At 71.4% G+C, this 22,054-nt stretch carries 16 protein-coding genes and 1 pseudogene; 7 read left to right on the forward strand and 10 right to left on the reverse strand.

Annotated features, from left to right (window positions below):
- Positions 1–25: 25 nt before the first annotated feature.
- Positions 26–2,191, forward strand: a complete 2,166-nt coding sequence (locus D457_RS0123055) for a SpoIIE family protein phosphatase (RefSeq protein ID WP_026116936.1) — start codon at positions 26–28, stop codon at positions 2,189–2,191.
- Positions 2,192–2,251: 60 nt separating this feature from the next.
- On the opposite strand, the gene D457_RS0123060 is transcribed toward D457_RS0123055, so the two are convergent.
- Together D457_RS0123060 and D457_RS0123065 are read right to left on the reverse strand one after the other, a co-directional pair.
- Positions 2,252–2,890, reverse strand: a complete 639-nt coding sequence (locus D457_RS0123060) for a hypothetical protein (RefSeq protein ID WP_051073005.1) — start codon at positions 2,888–2,890, stop codon at positions 2,252–2,254.
- Positions 2,891–2,983: 93 nt separating this feature from the next.
- A complete protein-coding gene (locus D457_RS0123065; protein ID WP_017583042.1) occupies positions 2,984–3,589 on the reverse strand; it encodes a response regulator transcription factor in 606 nt (201 codons plus the stop codon).
- A 251-nt stretch (positions 3,590–3,840) separates the two neighbouring features.
- Between D457_RS0123065 and D457_RS0123070 the strand changes: the two genes are divergently transcribed.
- The gene (locus D457_RS0123070; protein ID WP_017583043.1) at positions 3,841–5,667 is read left to right on the forward strand and encodes a trypsin-like peptidase domain-containing protein; all 1,827 of its coding nucleotides are present in this window, start codon (positions 3,841–3,843) and stop codon (positions 5,665–5,667) included.
- 396 nt (positions 5,668–6,063) lie between these two features.
- Complete coding sequence (locus D457_RS0123075) at positions 6,064–7,437, forward strand: glycosyltransferase (protein WP_026116937.1); 1,374 nt, start codon at positions 6,064–6,066, stop codon at positions 7,435–7,437.
- A 103-nt stretch (positions 7,438–7,540) separates the two neighbouring features.
- On the opposite strand, the gene D457_RS0123080 is transcribed toward D457_RS0123075, so the two are convergent.
- The 3 genes from D457_RS0123080 to D457_RS0123090 form a co-directional block, all read right to left on the reverse strand.
- Positions 7,541–9,079, reverse strand: a complete 1,539-nt coding sequence (locus D457_RS0123080; RefSeq protein WP_051073008.1) for a HAMP domain-containing sensor histidine kinase — start codon at positions 9,077–9,079, stop codon at positions 7,541–7,543.
- A 101-nt stretch (positions 9,080–9,180) separates the two neighbouring features.
- Positions 9,181–9,879, reverse strand: a complete 699-nt coding sequence (locus tag D457_RS0123085) for a response regulator transcription factor (protein WP_017583046.1) — start codon at positions 9,877–9,879, stop codon at positions 9,181–9,183.
- Positions 9,880–9,997: 118 nt separating this feature from the next.
- Complete coding sequence (locus D457_RS0123090; RefSeq protein WP_017583047.1) at positions 9,998–10,945, reverse strand: HpcH/HpaI aldolase/citrate lyase family protein; 948 nt, start codon at positions 10,943–10,945, stop codon at positions 9,998–10,000.
- Between the two features lie 160 nt (positions 10,946–11,105).
- On the opposite strand from D457_RS0123090, the gene D457_RS0123095 reads away from it, so the two are divergent.
- Positions 11,106–13,475: a molybdopterin-dependent oxidoreductase gene (locus D457_RS0123095; RefSeq protein ID WP_017583048.1), complete on the forward strand. Its 2,370-nt coding sequence runs from the start codon at positions 11,106–11,108 to the stop codon at positions 13,473–13,475.
- A 5-nt stretch (positions 13,476–13,480) separates the two neighbouring features.
- A complete protein-coding gene (locus D457_RS33180) occupies positions 13,481–13,762 on the forward strand; it encodes a type II toxin-antitoxin system Phd/YefM family antitoxin (protein WP_017583049.1) in 282 nt (93 codons plus the stop codon).
- A 1-nt stretch (position 13,763) separates the two neighbouring features.
- Here D457_RS33180 and D457_RS0123105 read toward each other — a convergent pair whose 3' ends face one another.
- The 3 genes and pseudogenes from D457_RS0123105 to D457_RS33185 all read right to left on the reverse strand — a co-directional run.
- Positions 13,764–15,914 (reverse strand): PrsW family glutamic-type intramembrane protease, encoded by a 2,151-nt coding sequence (locus D457_RS0123105; protein WP_020480262.1) that lies wholly within the window; start codon positions 15,912–15,914, stop codon positions 13,764–13,766.
- 146 nt (positions 15,915–16,060) lie between these two features.
- On the reverse strand, positions 16,061–17,446 hold the full coding sequence (locus tag D457_RS0123110) for a methyltransferase family protein (protein ID WP_017583050.1): 1,386 nt from the start codon (positions 17,444–17,446) through the stop codon (positions 16,061–16,063).
- A 176-nt stretch (positions 17,447–17,622) separates the two neighbouring features.
- Positions 17,623–18,741: pseudogene (locus D457_RS33185) on the reverse strand (hypothetical protein); the annotation flags it as partial.
- A 116-nt stretch (positions 18,742–18,857) separates the two neighbouring features.
- Here D457_RS33185 and D457_RS0123120 point away from each other — a divergent pair.
- Both D457_RS0123120 and D457_RS0123125 read left to right on the forward strand, forming a co-directional pair.
- On the forward strand, positions 18,858–19,517 hold the full coding sequence (locus D457_RS0123120) for a TetR/AcrR family transcriptional regulator (RefSeq protein WP_017583052.1): 660 nt from the start codon (positions 18,858–18,860) through the stop codon (positions 19,515–19,517).
- Between the two features lie 42 nt (positions 19,518–19,559).
- Positions 19,560–20,075 carry an NUDIX hydrolase gene (locus D457_RS0123125; RefSeq protein WP_017583053.1) on the forward strand — a complete coding sequence of 172 codons (516 nt, stop codon included), beginning with the start codon at positions 19,560–19,562 and terminating at the stop codon, positions 20,073–20,075.
- A gap of 138 nt (positions 20,076–20,213) precedes the next feature.
- Here the strand turns inward: D457_RS0123125 and D457_RS36255 are convergent, their stop codons facing one another.
- On the reverse strand, positions 20,214–20,360 hold the full coding sequence (locus tag D457_RS36255; RefSeq protein ID WP_160167414.1) for a hypothetical protein: 147 nt from the start codon (positions 20,358–20,360) through the stop codon (positions 20,214–20,216).
- A 582-nt stretch (positions 20,361–20,942) separates the two neighbouring features.
- Positions 20,943–22,031 carry a hypothetical protein gene (locus tag D457_RS0123135; RefSeq protein WP_017583055.1) on the reverse strand — a complete coding sequence of 363 codons (1,089 nt, stop codon included), beginning with the start codon at positions 22,029–22,031 and terminating at the stop codon, positions 20,943–20,945.
- Between the last annotated feature and the right edge of the window lie 23 nt (positions 22,032–22,054).

The raw sequence follows: 22,054 nt of genomic DNA on the forward strand, positions 1-22,054 counted from the left end.
CGACGGCTTGGCAGCACAAGACGCGTTGAAGGTCGCTCGACGAGAGTTCCCCCCTGCTCCCGAGACCGCGGCGGCCGCCCGAGAATTCGTGCACGACACCCTCCTGACCTGGGGTGTGCCCGATCCCTTCGACGACATCATCCTGCTGGTCAGCGAACTGGTCACCAATGCGGTCATCCACGCGGATTCGGCCCTCGAGGTGACCGTGCGCCGCTCGGACGGCTCAACCGAGGTGATGGTCACCGACTCCGCGCCCGAGCGCGCCGTGCCGCAGGCCGGACCGCTGACCGTGGACACCTCCCCCTCCACCGGGGACGAGCGCAGCGGCGGCCTGGGCCTGGCCCTGGCCTCCGCGATCGCCTCCAGCTGGGGTGTGAGCTACGGGCCGGGCGACAAGGCCGTGTGGTTCCGGATCGATGACAGGGCCGAAGAACACCCGTCCCTGGAGTCACCACCGATCCGCCGGGGCCCCTCGCGTCCCGTACGGCCGCCCGCGTGGTCGGCCCTGGACGCGGCCCTGGGTTCGCGGCTCTCCCTGCCCCAGCTGCTGGAGCGCACCGTGGAGTACGCGACCACCGCGCTGAGCGGGGACGCCGCCTACATCGCGCTGGCCACCTCCGACGAGACCATGTGGGAAGTGCGCTCGGCGATCGGGCTGACCGGCGGCGCGCACTGGCGCCCGCTGCGGGTGCGCACCGAGGAGATCTTCCCGTCGGCCGCGCCCGAGCCGGGCCCGGTGATCAACGACGACCTCATGATCGCCCGCGCCACCCGGGGCGCCCTGGCCAGGGCCGGGATGCGCTCGCTGGTGACGGCGCCGCTGATCGTGGACGGCCGGGTGACCGGACTGCTCGGCGTGGCCTCCACCCGGGCCCGCCACTTCGGCCCGGCCGCGGCCAAACGGCTCCAGGAGGGCGCGGACCTGATCGCGCTGCCGGTGGAGCGGGCCCGACTGGCCGAGGTCGAACTGAGCCGCCGCGCCTCGCTGAGCTTCCTGGCCGAGGCCAGCGACCTGCTCGCGGGCACCCTGGACGAGCGGATGACCGGCGCGCTGGCCGCGCAGCTCATCACTTCCCGGCTGGGGCGCTGGTGCGCGATCCACACCACCAACGAGCTCGGCGTCTCCAAGCTGACGCATGTGGTGCACGGCGACGAGAACCTCAACGACCTCCTGAGGTCCCTGCTGACCACGCTGCCCCCGCGCGAACAGCGCGAGCCCGGGCCACTGTGGGCGTCCAAGGACCTGGTTCAGGAAGGTCTGGACGAGCAGATCACCGGGATGATCGCCCGCGGTCCGGCGATCAGCATCCCGCTGATCGCGCACGGCCGCGCGCTGGGCCGGATGACCATCGGCAAGAACGAGTCGGATGACTTCACCCGCGAGGAGGCCGACGTCGCCGACGACCTCAGCCGCCGGGTGGCCTCGGCGATGGAGAACGCGCGCCTGCACGAGCGGCACACGGCGATGAGCACGGCGCTCCAGCGCAGCCTGCTTCCGCCCAAGGACAAGGAACCGGTGATCCCGGGCGTGGACCACGCGGTCTACTACCGGCCCTCGGACGAGCGCAGCGAGGTGGGCGGCGACTTCTACGACGTCTTCTCCGCCAACGGGCGCTGGTGCTTCGCGATCGGCGACGTCTGCGGCACCGGCCCGGAGGCCGCCGCGGTCACCGGCCTGGCCCGGCACACCCTGCGCGCCCTGGCCCGCGAGGGCTTCACCCCGGCGCACATCATGCAGCGGCTGAACCTGGCGATCCTGGACGAGAACACCTCGACCCGGTTCCTGACCATGCTCTACGGCGAGATGACCCCGGCCAGCGACGACCTAGGCGGCATGCGGGTCCGCATGGTCTCCGCGGGCCACCCGCTGCCGCTGCGTCTGAATCAGAAGGGCGAGGTGTCGGCCTTCGGCACGTCGCAACCGCTGCTGGGCGCCTTCGAGGACGTGGGCTTCAGCACCGAGAGCGTGGACATCCGCCCGGGCGAGGTGGTCCTCGCGGTCACCGACGGCGTCACCGAACGCCGCAGCGGCTCGGACATGCTCGGCGACGAGGGGTTGGAGAAGATCTTCTCCCACGCCGCGGGGCTGACCGCCCAGGCGGTGATCAGCCGCATCGACCGCGAACTGGAGGAGTACGCCCCGGGCGGCAACGCGGACGACACGGCGATGCTGGTCCTGCGCTTCCTGTAGGAACACACCGGGCAGGGGCTCCCGCGACACAGGAGCCCCTGGTGTTCCTCTTCTGGCGCTTCAGCGCAGCGGCCCGCAAGCGGCCGGGTTGGTCGCCTCCATGGGCAGTTCCGGGTCCAGGTCGCTGGGACCCAGGACATCACCGTAGGTACCGCTGCCGTCGTAGTCGATGCCGTGGATCACGACGACAGCATTGTCGGAGCGGATCGCTTCGACGGCGGCGTCGCTCAACTCGAAGGTGCGGTCATAGGAGATGACGCCCCCGGGAGCGGTGGGGAAGCGATCGATGGCCAGCGCACTGGCCGCGCTGGTGTCCCCTTCGGTGGTGATCGAGGTCTCGACCCCGCCGTAGGCGTCGAGTCCGTCCAGTGTGCTCAGCGCCCGCTGTCCGTTGTGGATACCGGCGTCGTAGTCCGTGGGGCACTCGCCCCGACCACCGATGTGGATGTGCTGGGCGTGCGGGTGGTCGGCGAGGATGTCGTCGACGTGGATCTTGATCCGCGCGTCGTTGTCGACCAGCCAGACCTCCGCGGTACCGGAGGCCTGGGAGTTGTTCACCGTGACCGGCGCGAGGTCGGCAGTGTACTTCTCGACGCCGTGGTAGCCGGACCAGTCGTCGGCCTGGGCGCTCGCGGCCGCCAGCGGAAGAGCGACGGCAGCCGCCGCCATGACACAGGTAACGCTTCGAAGGTGACGCATGGAAACCTCTCACCTAGAGATTGTTACTCTGAGTGAGTATTCATGATCACAGAGAAATATCAACGGCATCAGCCTTTGTCTCGCAGGAAACCCTTAGAGCCAGCCCATGTCCTGGGCAGTGCGGATGGCGGACATGCGGTTGTCGGCGCCGGTCTTGCCGATGGCGTTGGACAGGTAGTTGCGGACCGTGCCCTCGCTGAGGTGGAGGCCCTTGGCGATGCGGGCGACGGTGGCCCCGTCGGCGGCGGCGCGCAGAACCTCGGCCTCGCGGTCGGTGAGAGGGCTCTCCCCGCCGACCATCGCTGCGGCGGCGAGTTCGGTGTCGATGTAGCGGCCGCCCTCGTGGACCTTGCGGATGGCTCCGGCGAGCTGCTCCACCGGGGCGTCCTTGGCGAGGAAGCCGCGGGCGCCCGAGGACAGGGCACGGCGCAGGTAGCCCGGGCGGCCGAAGCTGGTGAGGATGACGACCCCGCAGTCGGGAGCTTGTCTCTTGAGCTCGGCGGCGGCCTCCAGGCCGGTGGCCCCCGGCATCTCGATGTCCAGGACGGCGACGGCGGCGCCGTGTTCCAGGACGGTGTCCACCACCTGGTCGCCGCGGCCGACCTCGGCGACGACCTCTATGTCCTCCTCCAGGCCGAGGAGCGCGGCGATCGCTCCGCGCACGAGGTGTTCGTCGTCGGCGAGAACGAGCTTGATCACGGGTGGGGCCTTCCCTGTCGCAGGCGCGTTCTGGAGGCGCGAGCACGGTATCGTTCCGGACATTGTGGTGCATAAAACCCCGAAGCCGCAGGGGCATATACGCCGGGGAGACGCGTTTCGGTGGTGGGGAGGCAGCCGACCAGCGCCGGAGCGAACTCGAAACCAGGCTGTATCGGGCTCTCACCCTGTTCTAACCAACGCGCCCCAAGATGAAGCATGTCAGTACATCGTCCCGCCAGCCGGAGGATGAGTTGCAGCCGAACGACCCGAGTGACGGTCCGGAGACCGGTGCTGAAGCCGAGCGCGGCGACGCCGAGCACGGTCGCACCGGGTCCGGTGCCGCAGCACAGCCCCAGTCCGAGCAGCCCCGTACCGAGCAGGCTGACGGGGGTGAACAGGTAGCGCACCGGGATCCGGTGTCCGAGGCCGTCGAGGCGGCGGACGCCAACGAGCACCACGCGCCCGCCGAACCCGCCGGGACAGCCGGGGATCGGCCTTCGGACGCGCCGCGTTTCTCGCCGCCCGAGGGCCCCGAGCACGGCTGGGCGACCGGCCCCAACGACACCGACCGCGCGTCCTACGTCTTCCCCGGCCCCGAAGGGCACCCGGGACAGCAGGGCCAGCCGGTACAGCAGGGACAACAGGGCCACTTCGGGCGTCCGGGGCAGCCGGGGAGTCCGGGCCCGAGTGGCGCACAACCCGGCCAGCCAGTCCAGCCCGGCGCCTTCGGGGCGCCTCAGGGGCCGCGGCCGTATCAGGGACAGCCTCAGGGGCCGCACGCGGCGGCGTTCGCCTCCGGTGGGTTCGGTGCTCCAGGCGGTCCGTCCGGCCCCGGTGCTCCGCAGGGGCCCGGCGGTTTCGGCGGCCCACCGCCGGGCGGCCCCGCCGCCCCACAGCCGGGCGGTCCGTTCGGGCCCGCGCACTACAACCAGTTCGGCCAGGGGATCCACGCCGACCAGCTCCAGGAGCCCCGCAAGAAGCGCGGCACGGGCCGAATCGTGGGTGTCGCCGCGGTGACCGCCCTGGTCACCAGCCTGATCGTGGGCCCGGCGGCCGCCCTGGGCACCGCCTACCTGATGCCCGGCGGGCCGAGCTCGCCGATCAGTTCGCTCACCGGCGAGCAGGGTTCGTCCGCGACCAAGGGCGCTGTCGGCGACGTCGCCGAGCAGGTCCTGCCCAGTGTGGTCTCCATCCAGACCAGCGCGGGCGGCGGCAGCGGTGTGGTGATCTCGTCCGACGGCCAGATCCTCACGAACGCCCATGTGGTGGACGCCGCTGAGGGCGGACCCCTGCTCGTGCAGTTCAACGACGGTAGCTCGGCGGAGGCGGAGGTGCTCGGCGCCGACCCGGTCTCCGACATCGCCGTGATCCAGGCCAAGGGCCGTACGGACCTCGCCCCGGCGACGCTCGGCGACTCCGACCAGGTCGGTGTGGGCGGTGACGTGGTGGCGATCGGTTCGCCGCTCGGCCTGTCCGGCACCGTGACCTCGGGTGTGGTGAGCGCGCTCAACCGCCCCGTGAACACCGGAGCCACCGAGAGCGGCAGCAGCCAGACCTCAACGGTGATCAACGCGATCCAGACCGACGCGGCGATCAACCCCGGCAACTCCGGCGGCCCGCTGGTGAACATGGCCGGTGAGGTGATCGGCATCAACACCGCGATCGCCGGGCTCTCCCAGGAGAGCGGTTCGGTGGGTCTGGGGTTCGCCATCCCGATCAACCAAGCTCAGCCGATCGCCGAGCAGCTGATCGAGCACGGCAGCGCGAGCTACCCGGCCATTCAGGCCACCATCGCGCCCAGCCGGACCGGCGGGGCCGAGATCATGGAGCTCACCGAGGGCGGAGCCGCCGACGAGGCCGGGCTGGAGCCCGGTGACGTGGTGGTGTCCGTGGACGGCGAGAACGTGACCTCGCCCGACCAGCTGATCGCGCAGATCCGCGCCCGCCAGCCCGGTGACGACGTCACCCTGGGCGTCCTGCGCGGCGGCAGCGGCTCGGAACAGGAGGTGACGGTGACCCTCGGCGAACAGGGCGCCGCCACGGCCGAGGAGGAGACCTCGGAGATCGAGGAGGACTGACGGGGGCGTCTTCCGCCACTTTCTCCGATACGCGGGCGGGGGCGGGTCGGCCAGTGGGCCGGTCCGCCCCCGCCCGTGTGAGCGGCCGGAGCCGGGGGTTCAAGACCAAAGGACCGGTTTCGAGGGCAAGGCGGGCCGGAGGATTCGGGGCAGGGGCAGAGGCCGGTCACGGGGCCAGGTGCGGAGAACGCACAGCAGAGCCAGCAACAATGTGACTTGACACACATGATTGAACACGAAGGGTATTCTCTCCTGCGCCGTGTGCTACATCTCCGGTCGCCTCGGTGTCACCGGAAGGTCGGCGACGGTCCATGCCCGTAGCTCAGACTCGGGGTACACCGCGCCGCACCGGCCCAGAAGCAAGGCCGAGCCGCTCACGCCCCCAGGAGAACCGGTATGTCCACGTCCTTCGCACCTCAGTCCCCCGCCGTTCCCCGGGCCTTGGGGGAGAACAGGTCTCCGGGAGCGGGTGAATCCCCGGGGAAGGGCGGCGGGAGACGCCGCACCCGAGTACTCATCGGTACCGACACCTACCCTCCCGACGTGAACGGCGCCGCCTACTTCACCGCGCGGCTCGCCCGGGGCCTGGCCGAACGCGGCGCCGACGTGCACGTCCTGTGCCCCTCCGCGAGCGGGCGTCCGCACGTGGTCGAGCAGGACGAGGTGGTGGAGCACCGGCTGCGCTCCATGCCGTCGCTGGCCCACGAGAGCGTGAGACTGGCCCTGCCGCCGGGGGTCCGGGGGCATCTGAACCGCCTCCTGGACCGACTGCGCCCGGACGCCGTACACATCCAGAACCACTTCCTGGTCGGCCGGATGCTTGCCAACGCCGCACACACCCACGGCATTCCGGTGGTGGCCACCAACCACTTCATGCCCGAGAACCTCTTCGACCACATGCGGATCCCCGAACCGCTGCGCCCGCACATGGCCAGACTGTCCTGGTGGGACCTGGGCCGGGTGCTTTCACGGGTCGAACACGTGACCACACCGACCCCCGCCGCGGCCGGACTTCTGATGAACCAGGGGTTCGCCCGGCCGGTGGAACCGGTCTCCTGCGGCATCGACCTGGTGCGGTTCCGGCCGCTGAGCGAGGGGGGCCCGGTTAGGGGAAGCGGCTCGGAGACAGGAGGCGGCCAGGCCGCCGAACGGCGTCGAATCCGTGCCCGGCTGGGTATCCCCGACCGCAGGACGATGCTGTTCGTGGGCCGTCTGGACGAGGAAAAGCGCACCGACGAACTGATCCGGGCGGTCGCGCTCTCCCGCGGCTCGTCTGGTTCCTCAGGTTCCGCCAGCTCCTCGGGTTCCCCCGGCATTCAGCTGGTGCTCGCGGGACACGGCGCGCACCGGGAACGGTGGGAAGCGCTCGCCCGCGCGGAGGGGGTGGCCGACCGGGTGGTGTTCCTCGGTTTCGTCGCGCACGAGGACCTGCCGGACGTCTACCGGTGCGCGGACGTGTTCACCATCGCCGGTATCGCCGAACTCCAGAGCATCGCCACCCTGGAGGCGATGGCCAGTGGGCTGCCGGTGGTGGCCGCCGACGCCATGGCTCTGCCGCACCTGGTGGAGGAGGGCCGTAACGGCTACCTGTACCCGCCGGGAGACCCCGCCGCGCTCGCGGCACGGGTGGGTTCGGTGGTGTCGGAGGAGGCGGTCCGGGCACGGATGGGCGCGCACAGCCGGTCGATGGCCTCCCGGCACCGCCTGGAGGACTCCCTGAAGCGGTTCGAACAGATCTACCACGACGTGTCCGTCGGCGCCCGGGCATAAGGGGCGCAGGTGGGGACGGGGCGGGGGTGAAAGGATCTGCGTACCCGCTCACGGGCCCTGCCTCTCGGCTCTCCCCCTACAGCCCCGGTCACCGGCCCCGGCCCTACGCCCCCTGCCCTGGGCTGTCCTGATGTGGTTGGTAGAGCGGCAGGTGGAAGCCGATGACCGTGCCGCCGCCCTCCCTATCGCGGGCGAAGACCTGTCCGCCATGAGCGTGGGCGATCTCTTTGACCATGGCCAGGCCCAAACCCGACCCGGGCAGGCCGCGGGCGACGGTGGCTCGGAAGAAGCGTTCGAAGAGGTGCCCGATCTCGGCCGGGTCCACGCCGGGGCCCCGGTCCAGGACCTCCACCGTCCCGCTGCGGATGCGGATCTGGATCGGCGCGCTCCCCCCGGGGTCGAACTTCGCGGAGTTCTCCACGGGGTTGGCCAGGGCCCGTTCCAGGGCTCCCGGGCGGCCCCAGACCAGGCTGTCGTCTGCGTCCACCAGGATCTCCCGGCCGGTGCGGCGGCGACTGCGGGCAGCGACGCGTTCGGCGACATCGGCGAGGGCGACCGCGCTCGGTGTCTCGTCCTCGTGGTTGCCGGTGGCCAGGCCGACCAGTTCGTTGACGAGGTCGGTGAGCTCGCGGGTCTCCCCCTGGAGGTCGTCGATGAGCCGTTGGCGCGCCTCCGGAGTGAGCCGGTCCACCCGGCCCAGCACCTGGACGTTGGTACGCAGGCTCGTGAGCGGGGTGCGCAGTTCGTGCGCGGCGTCCTGCACCAGGCGGCGCTGTTCGTCCTTGGAGCGGGCCAGGCGGGCCAGCATGGCGTTGAACGCGCTGCTCAAGCGACCCACCTCATCGTGGCCGGGGTCCTCCGGGGCACCGTATCCGCTCCCCTGTCCGGTCTCGTTGCTCTGTCCGTCCTTGTTCCTCTGGCCGTTCTCGTTCCGCTGGCCGTGGCCGGTCGCGTCACCGTTGCCGCCACCGTTGCCCGGCCGGTTCGGAGTGACCGGGTCCAGGCGTCCCGTGGAGCTGACGTACTCCGCCGCGTCGGTCAGCCGGACCAGGCGGTCGGTGATGCGGTGGCCGACCAGCCAGCCGATCGAGGCCGCGCACAGGGCAACGAACAGGCCCACCCACAGGATCTGGGTGGCCAGCCGTCCAATCATCTGTTCCACCGGCGAGAGCCGTTGCAGGAGCTGGACCGCGCCCTGCCCCTCCCCCAGGGAGACCGTGCCCACGCGGTACTCCTTGCCGTGGACCTCGGTCTCGCGAGAATCCATGACCCCGGCTTCATCGGCCCGGGCCACCTCCAGGTCAGCGGTGGTGGGGTGGAAGCTGGACAGTTCGTGGCTGCTGGCGAGCAGCCGGGCCCAGGTGCCGTCCGGCGCCAGGATCTGGGCGTCGAAACTGCCCGGGGCCAGGAAGGTGAAGGTGTTGCTGTCCGGGGTGCCTTGGTTGTTCTCCGAGGACAGCGCGAGCTCCCGGGACAGGTTCAGTACGGCCGCGTCGAACTCGCTCTTGGCGTCCGCCCTGATGAGCGCGGCCGCGGTGCTGTAGGCCAGGGTGCCGACGAGGGCGATCGTGACCGCCGCGACCAGGGCGAACAGCACGGCGAACCGAGTACCGAGCCGCCAGTGGCCCGGGTTGAGGAACATCGGTTTGCGCTGGTTGGGGAGCGCCCCGTCGTGCTGGTGGGGGCGCACCGGTTCGCGCTGGGCTTGGCCGGAGTGAGCTTGGCCGGGTTTGGACATGCGGATCACCCCTGGGGGCGCAGTGTGTACCCGACGCCCCGGACCGTCTGGATCAGCGGCGGGCCGCCGTCCTCCAGTTTGCGGCGCAGGTAGCTGATGTAGACCGCGAGGTTCTTGGACTCGGGGCCGAAGTCGTAGCCCCAGATGCGGTCGTAGATGGTGGCGTGGTCCAGGACGATCCCGGCGTTGCGCATGAGGAGTTCGAGCAGGTCGAACTCGGTCTTGGACAGCTCGATCTCGCGTTCGCCCCGCCAGACCCGGCGGGCCCGGGCGTCCAGGCGGAGTTCGCCCGCCCGGAGCGGGCCCTCCTCACCGGTTTCCTCGGGCACGGGGACGGCGCGGCGCAGCAGGGCGCGCAGCCGGGCGAGGAGTTCGTCGAGTTCGAAGGGTTTGGCCAGGTAATCGTCTGCCCCGGCGTCCAGGCCCGCAACCCGGTCCGGGGTCTCCACGCGGGCGGTGAGCATCAGGATGGGGGTTCTGTCGCGCTCGGCACGCAGGACACGGGCCACACCGAGGCCGTCGACGCCGGGCATCATCACGTCGAGGACGAGCAGGTCCACGGGGTCGGCGTGGACGGCGGCCAGTGCCTGGACGCCGTCCGCGGCCGTCCGCACCGTGTACCCCTCCAGTTGGAGGGCGCGTTCCAGGGACTCCCTGATGGCCCGGTCGTCGTCGGCGACCAGGACGGTGGCGGTGCTTTCCATGGGCCCATGCTCTCCCACCTTGGTGAGAGGTCGGTAAGAGGCGGGGCGGAACGCTGTGTGACCGCGGGTGGTCGGCCCCGACCTGCTTCGCGGGTGCGGACTCAGACCACGCCCCGGATCAGCCTTCGGCGTCGAAGGAGCGGGTCCGGGACAGCCCGGCGGCCCGGCCCTTGCCCGCCACGACCAGCGCCATCTTCCGGGAGGCCTCGTCGAGCATCTCCTCGCCGAGCATCACAGCGCCGCGCCGGTCCACGGTGGTGGCGTGCGCATAGGCGTCCAGGATCAGCTCGGCGTGGTCGTAGTCCTCCTGGGAGGGCGCGAAGGCCTCGTTGGCCGCCTCCACCTGGAGCGGGTGCAGGACCCACTTGCCGTCGAAACCGAGTGCGGCGGTGCGTCCAGCCGCCCGGCGGAAGGCGTCGACGTCGCGGATCTGCAGGTAGGGGCCGTCGATGGCCTGGATGCCGTGCGCGCGGGCCGCCACGAGGATGCGCATGAGGACGTGGTGGTAGGCGTCGCCGACGTCGTAGCCGGGCGGTTGCTCGCCCACGACCAGGCTCTTCATGTTGATCGAGGCCATGAAGTCGGCTGGCCCGTAGACCAGGGTCTCCAGGCGGGGCGAGGCGGCGGCGATCTCGTCGACGTTCACCAGGCCCTTGGCGTCCTCGATCTGCGCCTCGATGCCGATCCGGCCGACGGGCAGGCCCGCGGCGCGTTCGATCTGGGTGAGCAGGGTGTCCAGCCAGTGGACGTCCCGGGCGGCGGTGACCTTGGGCAGGACCAGGGTGTCCAGGTGGGCTCCGGCGCCCTCGACCACGGTGATGACGTCGCGGTAGGCCCAGCCGGTGGAGATGTCGTTGACCCGAACCGAGCGGACCCGGCCCTCCCAGCCGCCGTCGTTGAGCGCCTTGACCACGGTCTCGCGGGCGGACTCCTTCTCCAGGGGCGCGACCGCGTCCTCCAGGTCCAGGAAGAACGCGTCGGTGTCCAGCCCTCGGGCTTTCTCCACGAACCGGGGGTTGGACCCGGGTACCGCGAGTACCGACCGCCGTGACCTGAGCTCGCCCATCCTCTGCCTGCTCCCTCGCCGTCCGTGACACGGGCCGCACCCGGCCCACGGGCCTCATCATCGCACTGTGCGGTGCATAGAGTGTGGTGCGGGCCCGGGAAGGCACCATCCAGAACCACACGGCTCTCCAGGAGCCCGGCAGAACCACACGGGAGTGCACATGGCCGCCACCCTTCGCCCGACCAGCGCCCACTGGGGCAGCTACCAGGTCGAGGTCCACGACGACCGGGTGGTCGGGGTGCGCGCCAACCCCGACGACCCGGCGGCGGCACCGGTCATCGGCAACACGCCCGTGGCCCAGCACCACCGCACCCGGGTGGCCCGTCCGGCGGTGCGCCGCCGGTGGTTGGAGCACGGCCCCGGCCCCGACCCGCGCCGCGGCGACCCCGAGGACGCCTACGTGGAGGTGGAGTGGTCCACGGTGCTGGACCTGCTCGCCCGCGAGCTGGAGCGGGTGCGCACCGAGCACGGCAATTCCGCGATCTACGGCGGTTCCTACGGCTGGGGCAGCGCTGGCCGCATCCACCACGCGCAGAGCCAGCTGCACCGCTTCCTGAACACCCTCGGCGGGTACACGCGGTCCGTGAACACCTACAGCCACGGCGCGCTGGAGGTGCTGTTCCCGCACTTGATCGGCACGCCCGCCGCGAACCGCCTGTTCAGCCGGGTGCCGTCATGGAAGCGCATCCGCGAGCACACCGAGCTCCTGGTGAGCTTCGGCGGGCTGCGGGTGTCCAACACGTGGACCTCCTCGGGCGGTCGGACCGCCCAGACCGCGGGTCCGGCGATGCGCGCGGCCTCGGACGCCGGGACGGAGTTCGTGTCGGTGTCGCCGTTGCGCGACGACACCGGCGAGGACCTTAAGTCGACCTGGGTCTCGCTGCGGCCGGGTACGGACACCGCCGTGATGCTGGGTCTGATGCACGTGCTGTTCAGCGAGGGCTTGGCCGACACCGCCTTCCTGGACCGTTACACCGTGGGTGCCGACCGGCTGCGCGCCTACGTGATGGGCGGCCGGGACGAGCACGGGAACCCGGGCGGGGTCGAGCGCTCCCCCGAGTGGGCCGAGCGGGTGAGCGGGGTGCCCGCCGCCGATCTGCGGGCGCTGGCCCGGCGGATGGCGGACCAGCGCACGCTGATCAACGTCGGCTGGTCGGTGCAGCGCGCCAAGTTCGGCGAGCAGCCGCTGTGGGCGGGGTTCGCACTGGCCTGCTGCCTGGGGCAGGTGGGTCTGCCCGGGGCGGGGTTCGCGTCGGGGTACGGGTCCATGGGCAACTACGGCGGCGGCGCGACCCCGCTGGGGCTGCCGCGCATGCCGCAGGGCAACAACGCGGTGCGCGAGTCCATCCCGGTGGCCAAGGTCTCCGACCTGCTGCTGCACCCCGGGGAGCCCTACGACTTCAACGGTGAGCAACGCACCTACCCGGACATCAGGCTGGTGTACTGGGCGGGCGGCAACCCCTTCCACCACCACCAGGATCTGAGCCGTTTGACCCGGGCCTTCAGCCGACCGGACACCGTGGTGGTGCACGAAACGCACTGGACGGCCACGGCGCGGCACGCCGACATCGTGATCCCCGCGACCACCGTGCTGGAGCGCGACGACCTCGCTGCCAGCCACGGCGATCTGGCACTGCGCGCGATGCCCCGGGTCGTCGCGCCGCACGGCCTGGCCCGCGACGAGTACGACACCTACGCGGACCTGGCCGAGCGGCTGGGTGTGCGCGAGGAGTTCACCGAGGGGCGGACCAGCCGCGAGTGGATGCGGGTGGCCTACGAGCGCTGGCGGGCGCTGCTGGCCCGCCGCGACCTGGAGGTCCCCGGTTTCGACGAGTTCTGGGAGCGGGGCCGGATCGACATGCCCGCCCGGGTCGAGGACGAGACCCACCTGGGCGAGTTCCGCGAGGACCCGGAGGCGAACGCGCTGCGCACGCCGAGCGGGCGGATCGAGCTGTACTCGGAGACCATCGCGTCGTTCGGCTACGAGGACTGCCCCGGCCACCCGGTGTGGCTTCCGGGCCCGGCGGTGACCGGCCTGGGCCCCGGCTCCGGTCGGCACCGCACCGCCGGGGAGGGCGACGCGTGGCCGCTGGTACTGGTCGCCAACCAGCCCAACACCCGGCTACACAGCCAGCAGGACATGGGCGGCTACAGCGTCTCCCGGAAGATCAACGGCCGCGACCCGCTGCGCATGCACCCGCGGGACGCCGAAAGCGCAGGGGTGCGCGAGGGCGACGTGGTCCGCGTGTCCAGCCCGAGGGGCTCGTGCCTGGCCGGTCTGGTGCTGAGCGACGCGCTCCGTCCCGGCGTGGTCCAGCTGTCGACCGGCGCCTGGTACGACCCGTCGAGCGCCGACGTCACCTGCGCGCACGGCAACCCGAACGCCCTCACCGAGGACGTGGGCACCTCCTCCCTGTCCCAGGGCTGCACCGGCCAGCTGGTCCGGGTGAAGGTGGAACCGTACGAGGGCGCGCTGCCCCCGGTCCGCGCCTTCGACCCGCCGGCGGGCGTGGAACCCGTCGAGGGCTGAGCGCGATGGAAAGCATTTCGCTAACCGAAGCCGCCGCTCGTTTCACCGAACTGGCCGACCGGGTCCAGCGTGAGCCTGTCGACTACACCTTCACCGAGGGAGGCCGCCCGGTCGTCGTCATGATGTCCGCGGATCGGTACTCGTCACTGTTGGAGACACTGAGCGTCCTGACCGATTCAGAGGCACGCGCGGACCTGGCCGAGTCCACTGGCGCCGAGGAGCTGACCACCGAGGACGCGATGGCCGCGCTCATGCGTGAGCGGCTGGGCAGGGACCCCTCTAGGTGAATCAGCGGCGGATGAGGTGGTTGACCCTCCTGGGCAGGATCAGGCCGAACAGGCTCAGGAGCGCGTAGCCCACCTGGCCCGGGGCCAGCATGCCGAGGACGGCGCCGGTGTGGGCGGTGGGCGCACGGAGGAAATCGCCCGTTCTCGGGTGGGCGTGCGGGACCCCGTTGCCCAGGGTGAGCAGGCTGAGTACGGCCAGGCCGGTGAGCGCGGTCCACACCAAGGCTGCGGTGTCGGCCGCGGCGGTCCAGGCGTAGAACTGCTCGAGCGCCCGGGCCGCGTAGGCCGGGGTTCCCTCGGCGGTCGGGGCCGGGAAGAGGCCCGCAGCAGCGGCCGTACCGCCCAGGGTGAGCAGTGCGGCGGCGGTCACCACGATGCCGCCGGTTCCGGCCAGGCCGATGCGGCGGGCCAGCTCGTGGGCGTTGTCAGCGAGCTCCTCCTGGGAGGGGTAGCGGCGCCAGCTCCGGCCCCGGGAGCGGGCCTCGCCCATGGCGTTGGCGCGGCGCCGGCGCAGGAACCGAAGGGCGTCGCACAGCGCTCCCGGGCCCTGTTTAGCCGCCATGGTGGCGGTGGCCAGCTCGTGCACGATGGTGGTGAACGCGGTGGCGAGGGTGACCGGCAGGTTCACCCAAGACAGCGCGATCCGGCGGAACGTCGGAGCGATGTCCGCGGGGATGCGCACCCGCATGGCCACCGACCTGCCGTGCGCCCAGCGGCGCAGCCCCGGCAGCGGGGTCCGACCGGGCAGCGGGGGCGTGGTCTCGGCGGCCGTCCCGATCACCCGGTAGTCCATGGCGACCGCGAACAGCAGGGCGATCAGCAGCAGCCACGGGGTGAGCGCGCCGCCGCCGAACATGCCGTGCACGAAGGCGGAGACCGGGTCCAGGCGGGCCCCGGCGGCCTGGGCGTTGACGTGGATGTGGTCCAGGAACACCAGCCCGGTGGCCAGGACCGGCAGCAGCCACAGCCAGCCCCCGTAGCGGCGGCCGACGACGGCCAGGCCGAGGGTGGCACCGATCAGGCCAGTGGCCACCGCGTGCCCGGAGAACCCTTCGGGGGCCCCGCTCACCAGCCCGGTGACCGGGTCCACGAGGGGGGCGGCGATTCCGTTGAGCAGGTCCTCGGCCAGCTGGAACCCGGCGCCTGAAGCGGCCGCGAGGAGCAGGAAGTCGACGGCGGACAGGCGGCGCACCCGGCGCCGGGCCAGGAGCAGGAAGAGCAACAGCGGGAGGAGCTTGCCGATCTCCTCGACGGTGACCGCGATGTAGGTCTGGCTCATCACGTGCCCGATCTCCAGCCCGAGAACCCCGCTGACCAGTGCGGACAGCAGGGCGATCGGCCAGAGCAGGAGGGCTCCGAGGGCGGTCACGCGGAGCAGGGTCGCGAACGAGACGGTCCGGGAGCGCGCCAGCAGGGCCAGCTGGAACAGCAGCAGGTACGTGAGGAACAGGGTCGGCAGGGCCGTGCCGAGCACCGGAACCGCCAGGGGGACCAGGAGCAGGGCGGCGATCATGAGCCAACCCCACAGGCCGCGCAGTCCGCGCAGGACCCGGACTGGGCCGGGCAAGCGCTCGCGGGCGCGTTCGGCTCTGCGGGTGAGGCGTTCGGCCAGGTCGGGGCCGGGTCCGCGGGGGACGCGGGCGTGCCGGGCGCCGGGTTCGACGCAGTTGTAGTGCTGGGCGGCCCGCACCAGGTCGGGGCGGTTGGTGTCCAGGGCCCGCTCGGCGAACCGCGCGCGGGTGCCGGGGATGTCGGGGCCGACGATCTCCCGGATGAAGTCGACCGGGCCCGCGGCGACGGTGAGTTCGTCCGCCGTGACCAGGACCGCGGCGGAGAAGTCCTCGACGCAGACGAGGAAGTCGGTCGGCTTGGCCCCCCAGCCGCGGATGAGGTCAATGAGCGTTTCGGTGTCGAGGGGGACCTCGGTGACTGGGTCGTAGGAGAACTCGGCCCGGGTGCGGCAGACCAGGAGCCGGTCGACGCCCATGGCCCGCCCGGCCTCGACGATGCCCCGGATCAGGTTGCGGTCGCGCGGCACCACGAAGGGGGTGGTGACCTTGCCCCTGGCCTGGATCCACTGGGGGTCGAACTCGGTGGCGCCGGCACAGACGCGCAGCACGAGGTCGCGCGCGAGCATCGCCTGTTCTTCCATGGACTTCCTCGTGCCGGGGGGCTGGGGGCTCGGGGCCGGTGTGCCGGAGTCGTCCGGCATGCGGGGCGGCCCCGCACGAGCATAACGGCGAAGGAGTCCAACAGAACATGCGGCTATGGGGCTTTTGTGGCTTTTATGATTTTCTGTCAGATATTGGCGGCCGAAACGGCTGGTGCATCAGTTTCGTGCGCCTTTCTGGAGGGCCGGGGACCGGCTCCGAAGGCGTCCCCGCACAGCTGGACGAAGTGGCGCAGCACCGGCAGCGACAGCGCCCAACCGGTCACCGCCCAGCCCAGGTGGAGGTGGTCCATGGCCCTGGCCAGGGCCGCCACTCCGCTCCAGCGGACGCCTTCCTCGTTCTCGTAGGTGAGCCGGTAGAGCACCTCGGGATGCTCGGCGGCCGGGCGAAAGGTGAGCGCCGTGGGACCGCGCACCGCCACCCAACTCCCCACCCCCCGACACATGCCGCAGTCCATCGCCACGTACAGGGTGCCCCGGGCCCGCCCGGACCAGGGCCGCCAACGGGGCAGCCAGGCGCGCACCCCGGAGCGGTAGGCGTCCCAGTCCTTACCGAACTCCGCGCGCAGCTGCCCGCCCTCGTGCCAGGAGGCGAACCCGGCGCCGTAGGCGAGGGCCACCAACGCGCCCAGCAGCAGCGGCGGGTACAGAACACCGAGCACCAGGTAGACCAGCACCATCGTGAGCTGCATCGGATTGCGCACGTAGGCGTAGGGGCCGCTGGTGACCAGGCGAGTGGGCGGGTCGTAGGGCAGCGGGGTGCCGTTGCCGACCGCCGCGAACTCGCGCGCCGCCGCCAGCCCGGGCAGGCAGACCAGGGCGAGGAGCTGGAGGCCGATGGTGAGGGCCTCGGGCGAGGCGGACCAAGCGGACCAGCTGATCCAGCCGACCCACAGTTCCGGTCCGGGCGGCTCGAACGGCAGCGCCGCCGACAGGGATTCCGGCGCCGCCCGAAGCCGCGGAGGCGGTGCGGTGGCCAGCACGCACACCGGCAAGGCGACCATCAGCCCGAAGGACAGCACGGCCTGCGCCCACATCCGGGCGTGCACCAGTTGACGGCGCCGGGTCCAGAAAGCCAGCATCAGCGCGGGGATCAGGCAGAACGCGGCGCCCAGCATCTCCCCCACCAGCCACAGCTCCCCCAGCACCACCACCGGTTCGCCCAGCGGCATGAGGATCACGTCCAGCCACACCAGCAGCCCGGTGACCAGCGGAACCGGCAGCAGCCGGAGCATCAGCGCGGGCAGGGCGCCCCACAGCAGCACCCAAGCGAGCATCAGGTCCACCGGTATCCCCAGCCAGACCGCACCCTCGGCGTGGAAGGACCACCAGCCCGCCCGCAACGCGACCAGGTTCAGCGGAATCAGGGTGAGCAGCGCCCAGCCGGAGGCCACGATCACCGCCGCGACCTCCCGTTGCCTCGGCGCCCGCCACAGGCACAGCGCCACGATCCCCAGCAGGGGCAGGAGCAGACCGATCCCGCGGACGAGGAGAGCCGGGATTTCCGGGATCACGGCCGGGCCCCCTCGCTGGGTTCCGCTCCGGGCTTCCCGTACGAGGTGTCCGCCCGGGGCTCACCCGGACGGTCGGGCCTGCCGGAACCCTCGGGCACGAGGGCCTCGTCGGCGTTGAACGGCGAGGGCTCGGGCTTGGTGACGTCGACGGGTTCGGGGGCCTCCGGCGGGCGCTGTGCGAGGGTAGCGAAGGTGTCCGCGAGGTAACCGGCGGCCAGGCCGGTGGCGTAGGACTGCACCGGGCCGAAGTACCAGGAGGGGTCGTAGGTGCGCTGGTATTCGATCTCCCAGGTCAGGCGCGTCTTCTCGACCTCCCCTTCGACGATCTCCGCCTCCCAGGTAGCCACCGCCCGTTCCATCTCCATCCAGTTGGCGAAGGCCGTGTCCTCGGTGACGTCGAAGACCACCCGGCCGCCGTCGGAGTGCACGTGGCTCTCCATGATCTCCAGCTCCATACGGCGCGGCGTGGACTCGGAGCCTGGGGCCAGGGTCCGGCGCGGGGTGAAGTGGATGACGCGGGTGTCACCGACCGCCAGGCCCTCGCCGACCGCCTCGACCGGCTCGGGGAAGGGGACGGCGCGCAGGAAGAGGGCGGCCGGGGAGGCGTACTCGGGGGCTGCGGCCAGGGCATCCGCGACGTCGACGGGGGCGGCGCTGACCAGCCTCGAACCCGTTGCGGCGTCCTCACGCGGCAGCAGGGAGAATCCGCCGACTCCCTCCAGGGCGAGCGCGAACAGAATCGGCACCGCGACCAGCGCGTTCGGGGACCCCTGTCCGCCGCGCGCGATCAGGACGCTGAGCCAGGTCACCAAGGACACCACACCGTAGACGAGCGGGGCGGTGATGATCAGGCAGACCATCCCCTCGCCCAGCACCGGCCCGGCCAGCAGCAGGGCCACCGTGGTGACGGCCATGGCGACGCCGACCGCGCTGCGCGCCCGGCAGCAGAGCACGACGAGCAGGGCCAGGACCGCGGGCAGCCCCACGTAGAACAGGGCGGTCTGGTCCAGGCCGCCGAACCGGGTCACCCGGACGGCGAGCAGGGCGGCGAAAGCGGCGAGCACCACCCCGGCCAGGATCCACCGGGCCCTGGAGGGCCTGGGGAGAGCGGACTCCTCGTGGGCGGCGTACCCGGGGGCGTAGCGCTCGGCGGTCTCGTGGTCGGCGCGGCGGTCGGCTTCGGACGGCTTGCCCGGCTCGGGAGGTGCGGCTGGCTCGGGATTCCCGGTCGGCCTGGTCGGTTCGGTCGGTTCCTGGGACCCGGGCGGATCGGTGGGTTCGGGTGGCTGCGTCACGGTGGGGGGCTCCTTGCTGTCGCACGATCCCGCGAACATCTTTGATGCGATGATTAAAGCATACGATTTAATCACTCGATTAAACCCTATGATGAAGAACGACCCGAGGGAGGACCATGGCCAAGAGCGGCGGCACAGGCCGCAGGAACAGCGCCGAGACCAAGGAACGCCTGCTCAGTGCGGCGACCGAGGTTCTGCGTGAGGAGGGGTACGCCGGAGCCTCGGCCCGGGCGATCGCCACCCGCGCGGAAGCCAATTCGGCGCTGGTCTTCTACCACTTCGGCGGGGTCGACCAGCTGCTGCTCGCGGCACTGGACCGCTCCAGCGCCGAGCGCATGGAGATGTACCGGGAACTGGCCGGGCAGGCCAGAACCCTGGAGGAGCTCGTGGAGGTAGCCACCCGCATCTACCGAATCGACCTGGAACGCGGGTACATCGCGGAGTTCTCCGAGCTGGTCGCGGCCGCGGTCACCAAACCCGAGCTGCGCACGGAGATCAACCAGCGCTCACAGCCGTGGATCGACTTCATCGCCGGGGAATGGGACCGTGTACTCGGGGGGTCGCCGCTGGCCAGACTGCTGCCCGCCCGCGAGGTCGCCTACGCGGCGATCACTTTCTACCTGGGGGTCAACCTGTTCTCGGTGCTGGACGAGGACCAGAGCCGCACCGAGGGCGTCTTCGACCTCGCCGGTGCCCTCGCCCCGCGCGCCAAACTGCTCACCCTGCGCCTGCCCCGCCGCGGGAACACCGCCAAGGAAGCCCCCGAGACGTCCTGAGCCCGTGCCCGACCCGATCCTGTGGACCTGTGGAGGAAGCCCGTGGAGGAGAACACCGTGAACGTGGAGACCGGGAACGTCGAGGTCGCCGAGGGGATCGAGTTCCCCGACACCTCCGACGGCCGCCTCTGGGTCGCCGGGGCCGTGGTCATCGACGAGCGGGGCAACGCGTTCGCCCAGCGCCGGTCGGCCACTCGCAAGGTGTTCCCGCACTGCTGGGACATTGTCGGCGGGCACGTCGAGGAGGGCGAGAGCATGCTCCAGGCGCTGGCCCGCGAGATCACGGAGGAGACCGGCTGGACCCTGTCCGCCGTGGTCGCCGAGCTGTACCGGCTGGACTGGGACCCGGGCGACGGCAGGACCCGCCGCGAGGTGGACTACCTGGTCCGGGTGGACGGCGACCTGGCCGACCCGGCCCTGGAAGTTGGTAAGCACACCGAGTTCATGTGGGTGGATGACTCCCGCCTGCACCTGCTGCGCGATGCCCGCGACCCGGGCGACTACTTCATCACCGAGATCGTCCAGATGGGCCTGGCAGCCGCCCGCGAACTCCGCTGACCGCGCCGCCCCGCTGACCGAGGCCACCAGCCTCATCGAGCGGCACCAAGCGGACCACGTTGCGGCGATGGCCGCCGGGAAGCATGGGAGGGATGACCAGTTGCCAGGCGCGGCGGTCTATCAGTCGATACAGCCTGTTCACGGGCTCACCAGCCTGACCTGGCGGGGGTCGTCCACATCCCAGGCGACAGCGACCGTCTCCCGGGCGACCAGATCATCCAGGCCCGGGAGGTCGACGGCCACCCGCTCCAGGTAGTCCGTACCGTCTGCCCGGTACTCCAGCACCACGTACGCCTGGCAGGGAGCACTTCTGGTGACTGCCCCGCGGTCCGCATCCGCCTCTTCGTCTCTTCTTCGCGGGTCAGCGGCCCCTTCGCCAGGGTCCGGGCCCGGCGCCAGAACCATCCGGCGCGCAGACCGCGCCGGTGGAACAGCTCGAACAGCAACCATGCCGCCACAAGCACGATGAACACCGGCCCCGCGAAGGTCCGCGGGTGATCGGCCGCGAGCGCCTCCTGCGCGTGGTTCACCCGGTAGGTCACCTCCAGGGCCCGGGAAGCGTCGGCACGGGGGTCATAGGGCAACCAGCTGTAGACGAGTTCGCCGTCCTCGGTAGTGAACCGGACCTCCAGGCTTCCGTTGCCGAGCCGGAGAGCCTCGGCCTCGACGGTGCGGGGCGACCCGGCGTCAAACACGACCTGGCGCAGCAGGGCCCCGTGGGAAAGGCAAGGAAGGCGGTGACCAGAAAAGCAGCCATTCCGACGAGGAACCCGCCGAGGCAACCCGTGCTGACAGTGTCCCTCTCCTTGGTCTGGGCCTGGGCCAGCTCGTTCGTGAACTCCACGAAGCCGGGTGGTAGGTCGCGGCTCATCGCTTCTCCCAGCGGACGTCGGAGGGGTCGGAGCGGTCCCAGCTCACCGGGACTTCGGCCTCGCGGATCAGGCCCTCCGCGACCACGCGCTCGAAGACTCGGACCGTGCCCCGGTACGGTAGCCCTTCCGCCTCGTACTCCACGGTGAGGCGGAAGCTGCAGGTCCGCTCGCTGCGGACGCACTCGTAGTCCACGATCTCGGCGGTGCCGTGTCCGCGCTCTCCGTCCGGAAGAAGCGGGGAAAACAGGATGAAGAGAAAGAAGAGGGCTCCGGGGACCAGTACGCCCGCGACCAGCGCCAGGTAGACGGGCCAGCGCGGCAGCGGCCAGAACATGCGCGGGGCGCGGTGCACGGGTGCGTGTTCGGCGTGGAGATACAGCGCCCGCACCCCGAGGGCCAGCCCGTACACCCCGAGCGCGGCCCCGACCCCGCACAGCCACAGCGGCACGGCGCCGTTCCCGAGGCCGAGCAGCGGGAGGGCGTAGAGTACCGCCCCGGTCACCAGGAGCGCGGCTGCGGCCGTGGTCCAAGGAAGCGACTTCCGCCACGCTGGCCCCTCCCCCGGGGGTCCCCAGCGCAGGACCCGGACCCGCCTCCGAAACCAGCCCGCGCGGACCCCGCCCCGGTGTTGGACCACCAGGACACCGACCAAGAGAAGCCCGAACGGGATCGCCCAGGGCCACAGCGGCCAGCGGTACTCGGTCAGAGCAACCTGCTCGGGGGCATCGGGCAGATAGACGATGTTCGGGCTGAGCGAGGAGTCCGCCGTGTGCTCGCCGTGCGCGGGGGCGGTCACCTCGGTACCGTCAGCGGCGGTGAACCGCACCACCGGCGCCCCGTGGTCGACCTCGACCACCTCAGCCTGGGCCACCACCCCGTTCTCAGCGAGGACCGCCTGCTCAGCCAGCAGCTCGGTGGCATGGAAGGCTCCCCAGCCGACCAGCAGCCCGAAGAACACCACGCACACGCGGACGAAGGTCGGATACCGGTCCAGCGCCGGTGGCCGGGGCGACAGGGAACGCCGGTGGGACTCCAGTTCACGGGCGAAGTCGTTGAAGCCTGGGGGCAGGGGGATGCGGCTCACGGGGATGCGCCTGTCTGCTCGGA

Source organism: Nocardiopsis valliformis DSM 45023 (assembly GCF_000340985.1).
Classification (GTDB): domain Bacteria; phylum Actinomycetota; class Actinomycetes; order Streptosporangiales; family Streptosporangiaceae; genus Nocardiopsis; species Nocardiopsis exhalans.

Excerpts from the sequence above, each read along its gene's own strand:
- D457_RS0123060 (WP_051073005.1), bottom strand. The coding sequence starts at position 2,890 with ATGCGTCACCTTCGAAGCGTTACCTGTGTCATGGCGGCGGCTGCCGTC.
- D457_RS0123105 (WP_020480262.1), bottom strand. The coding sequence starts at position 15,914 with ATGGAAGAACAGGCGATGCTCGCGCGCGACCTCGTGCTGCGCGTCTGT.
- D457_RS0123090 (WP_017583047.1), bottom strand. The coding sequence starts at position 10,945 with ATGGGCGAGCTCAGGTCACGGCGGTCGGTACTCGCGGTACCCGGGTCC.
- D457_RS0123075 (WP_026116937.1), top strand. The coding sequence starts at position 6,064 with ATGTCCACGTCCTTCGCACCTCAGTCCCCCGCCGTTCCCCGGGCCTTG.
- D457_RS0123095 (WP_017583048.1), top strand. The coding sequence starts at position 11,106 with ATGGCCGCCACCCTTCGCCCGACCAGCGCCCACTGGGGCAGCTACCAG.
- D457_RS33180 (WP_017583049.1), top strand. The coding sequence starts at position 13,481 with ATGGAAAGCATTTCGCTAACCGAAGCCGCCGCTCGTTTCACCGAACTG.
- D457_RS0123080 (WP_051073008.1), bottom strand. The coding sequence starts at position 9,079 with ATGTTCCTCAACCCGGGCCACTGGCGGCTCGGTACTCGGTTCGCCGTG.
- D457_RS0123120 (WP_017583052.1), top strand. The coding sequence starts at position 18,858 with ATGGCCAAGAGCGGCGGCACAGGCCGCAGGAACAGCGCCGAGACCAAG.
- D457_RS0123085 (WP_017583046.1), bottom strand. The coding sequence starts at position 9,879 with ATGGAAAGCACCGCCACCGTCCTGGTCGCCGACGACGACCGGGCCATC.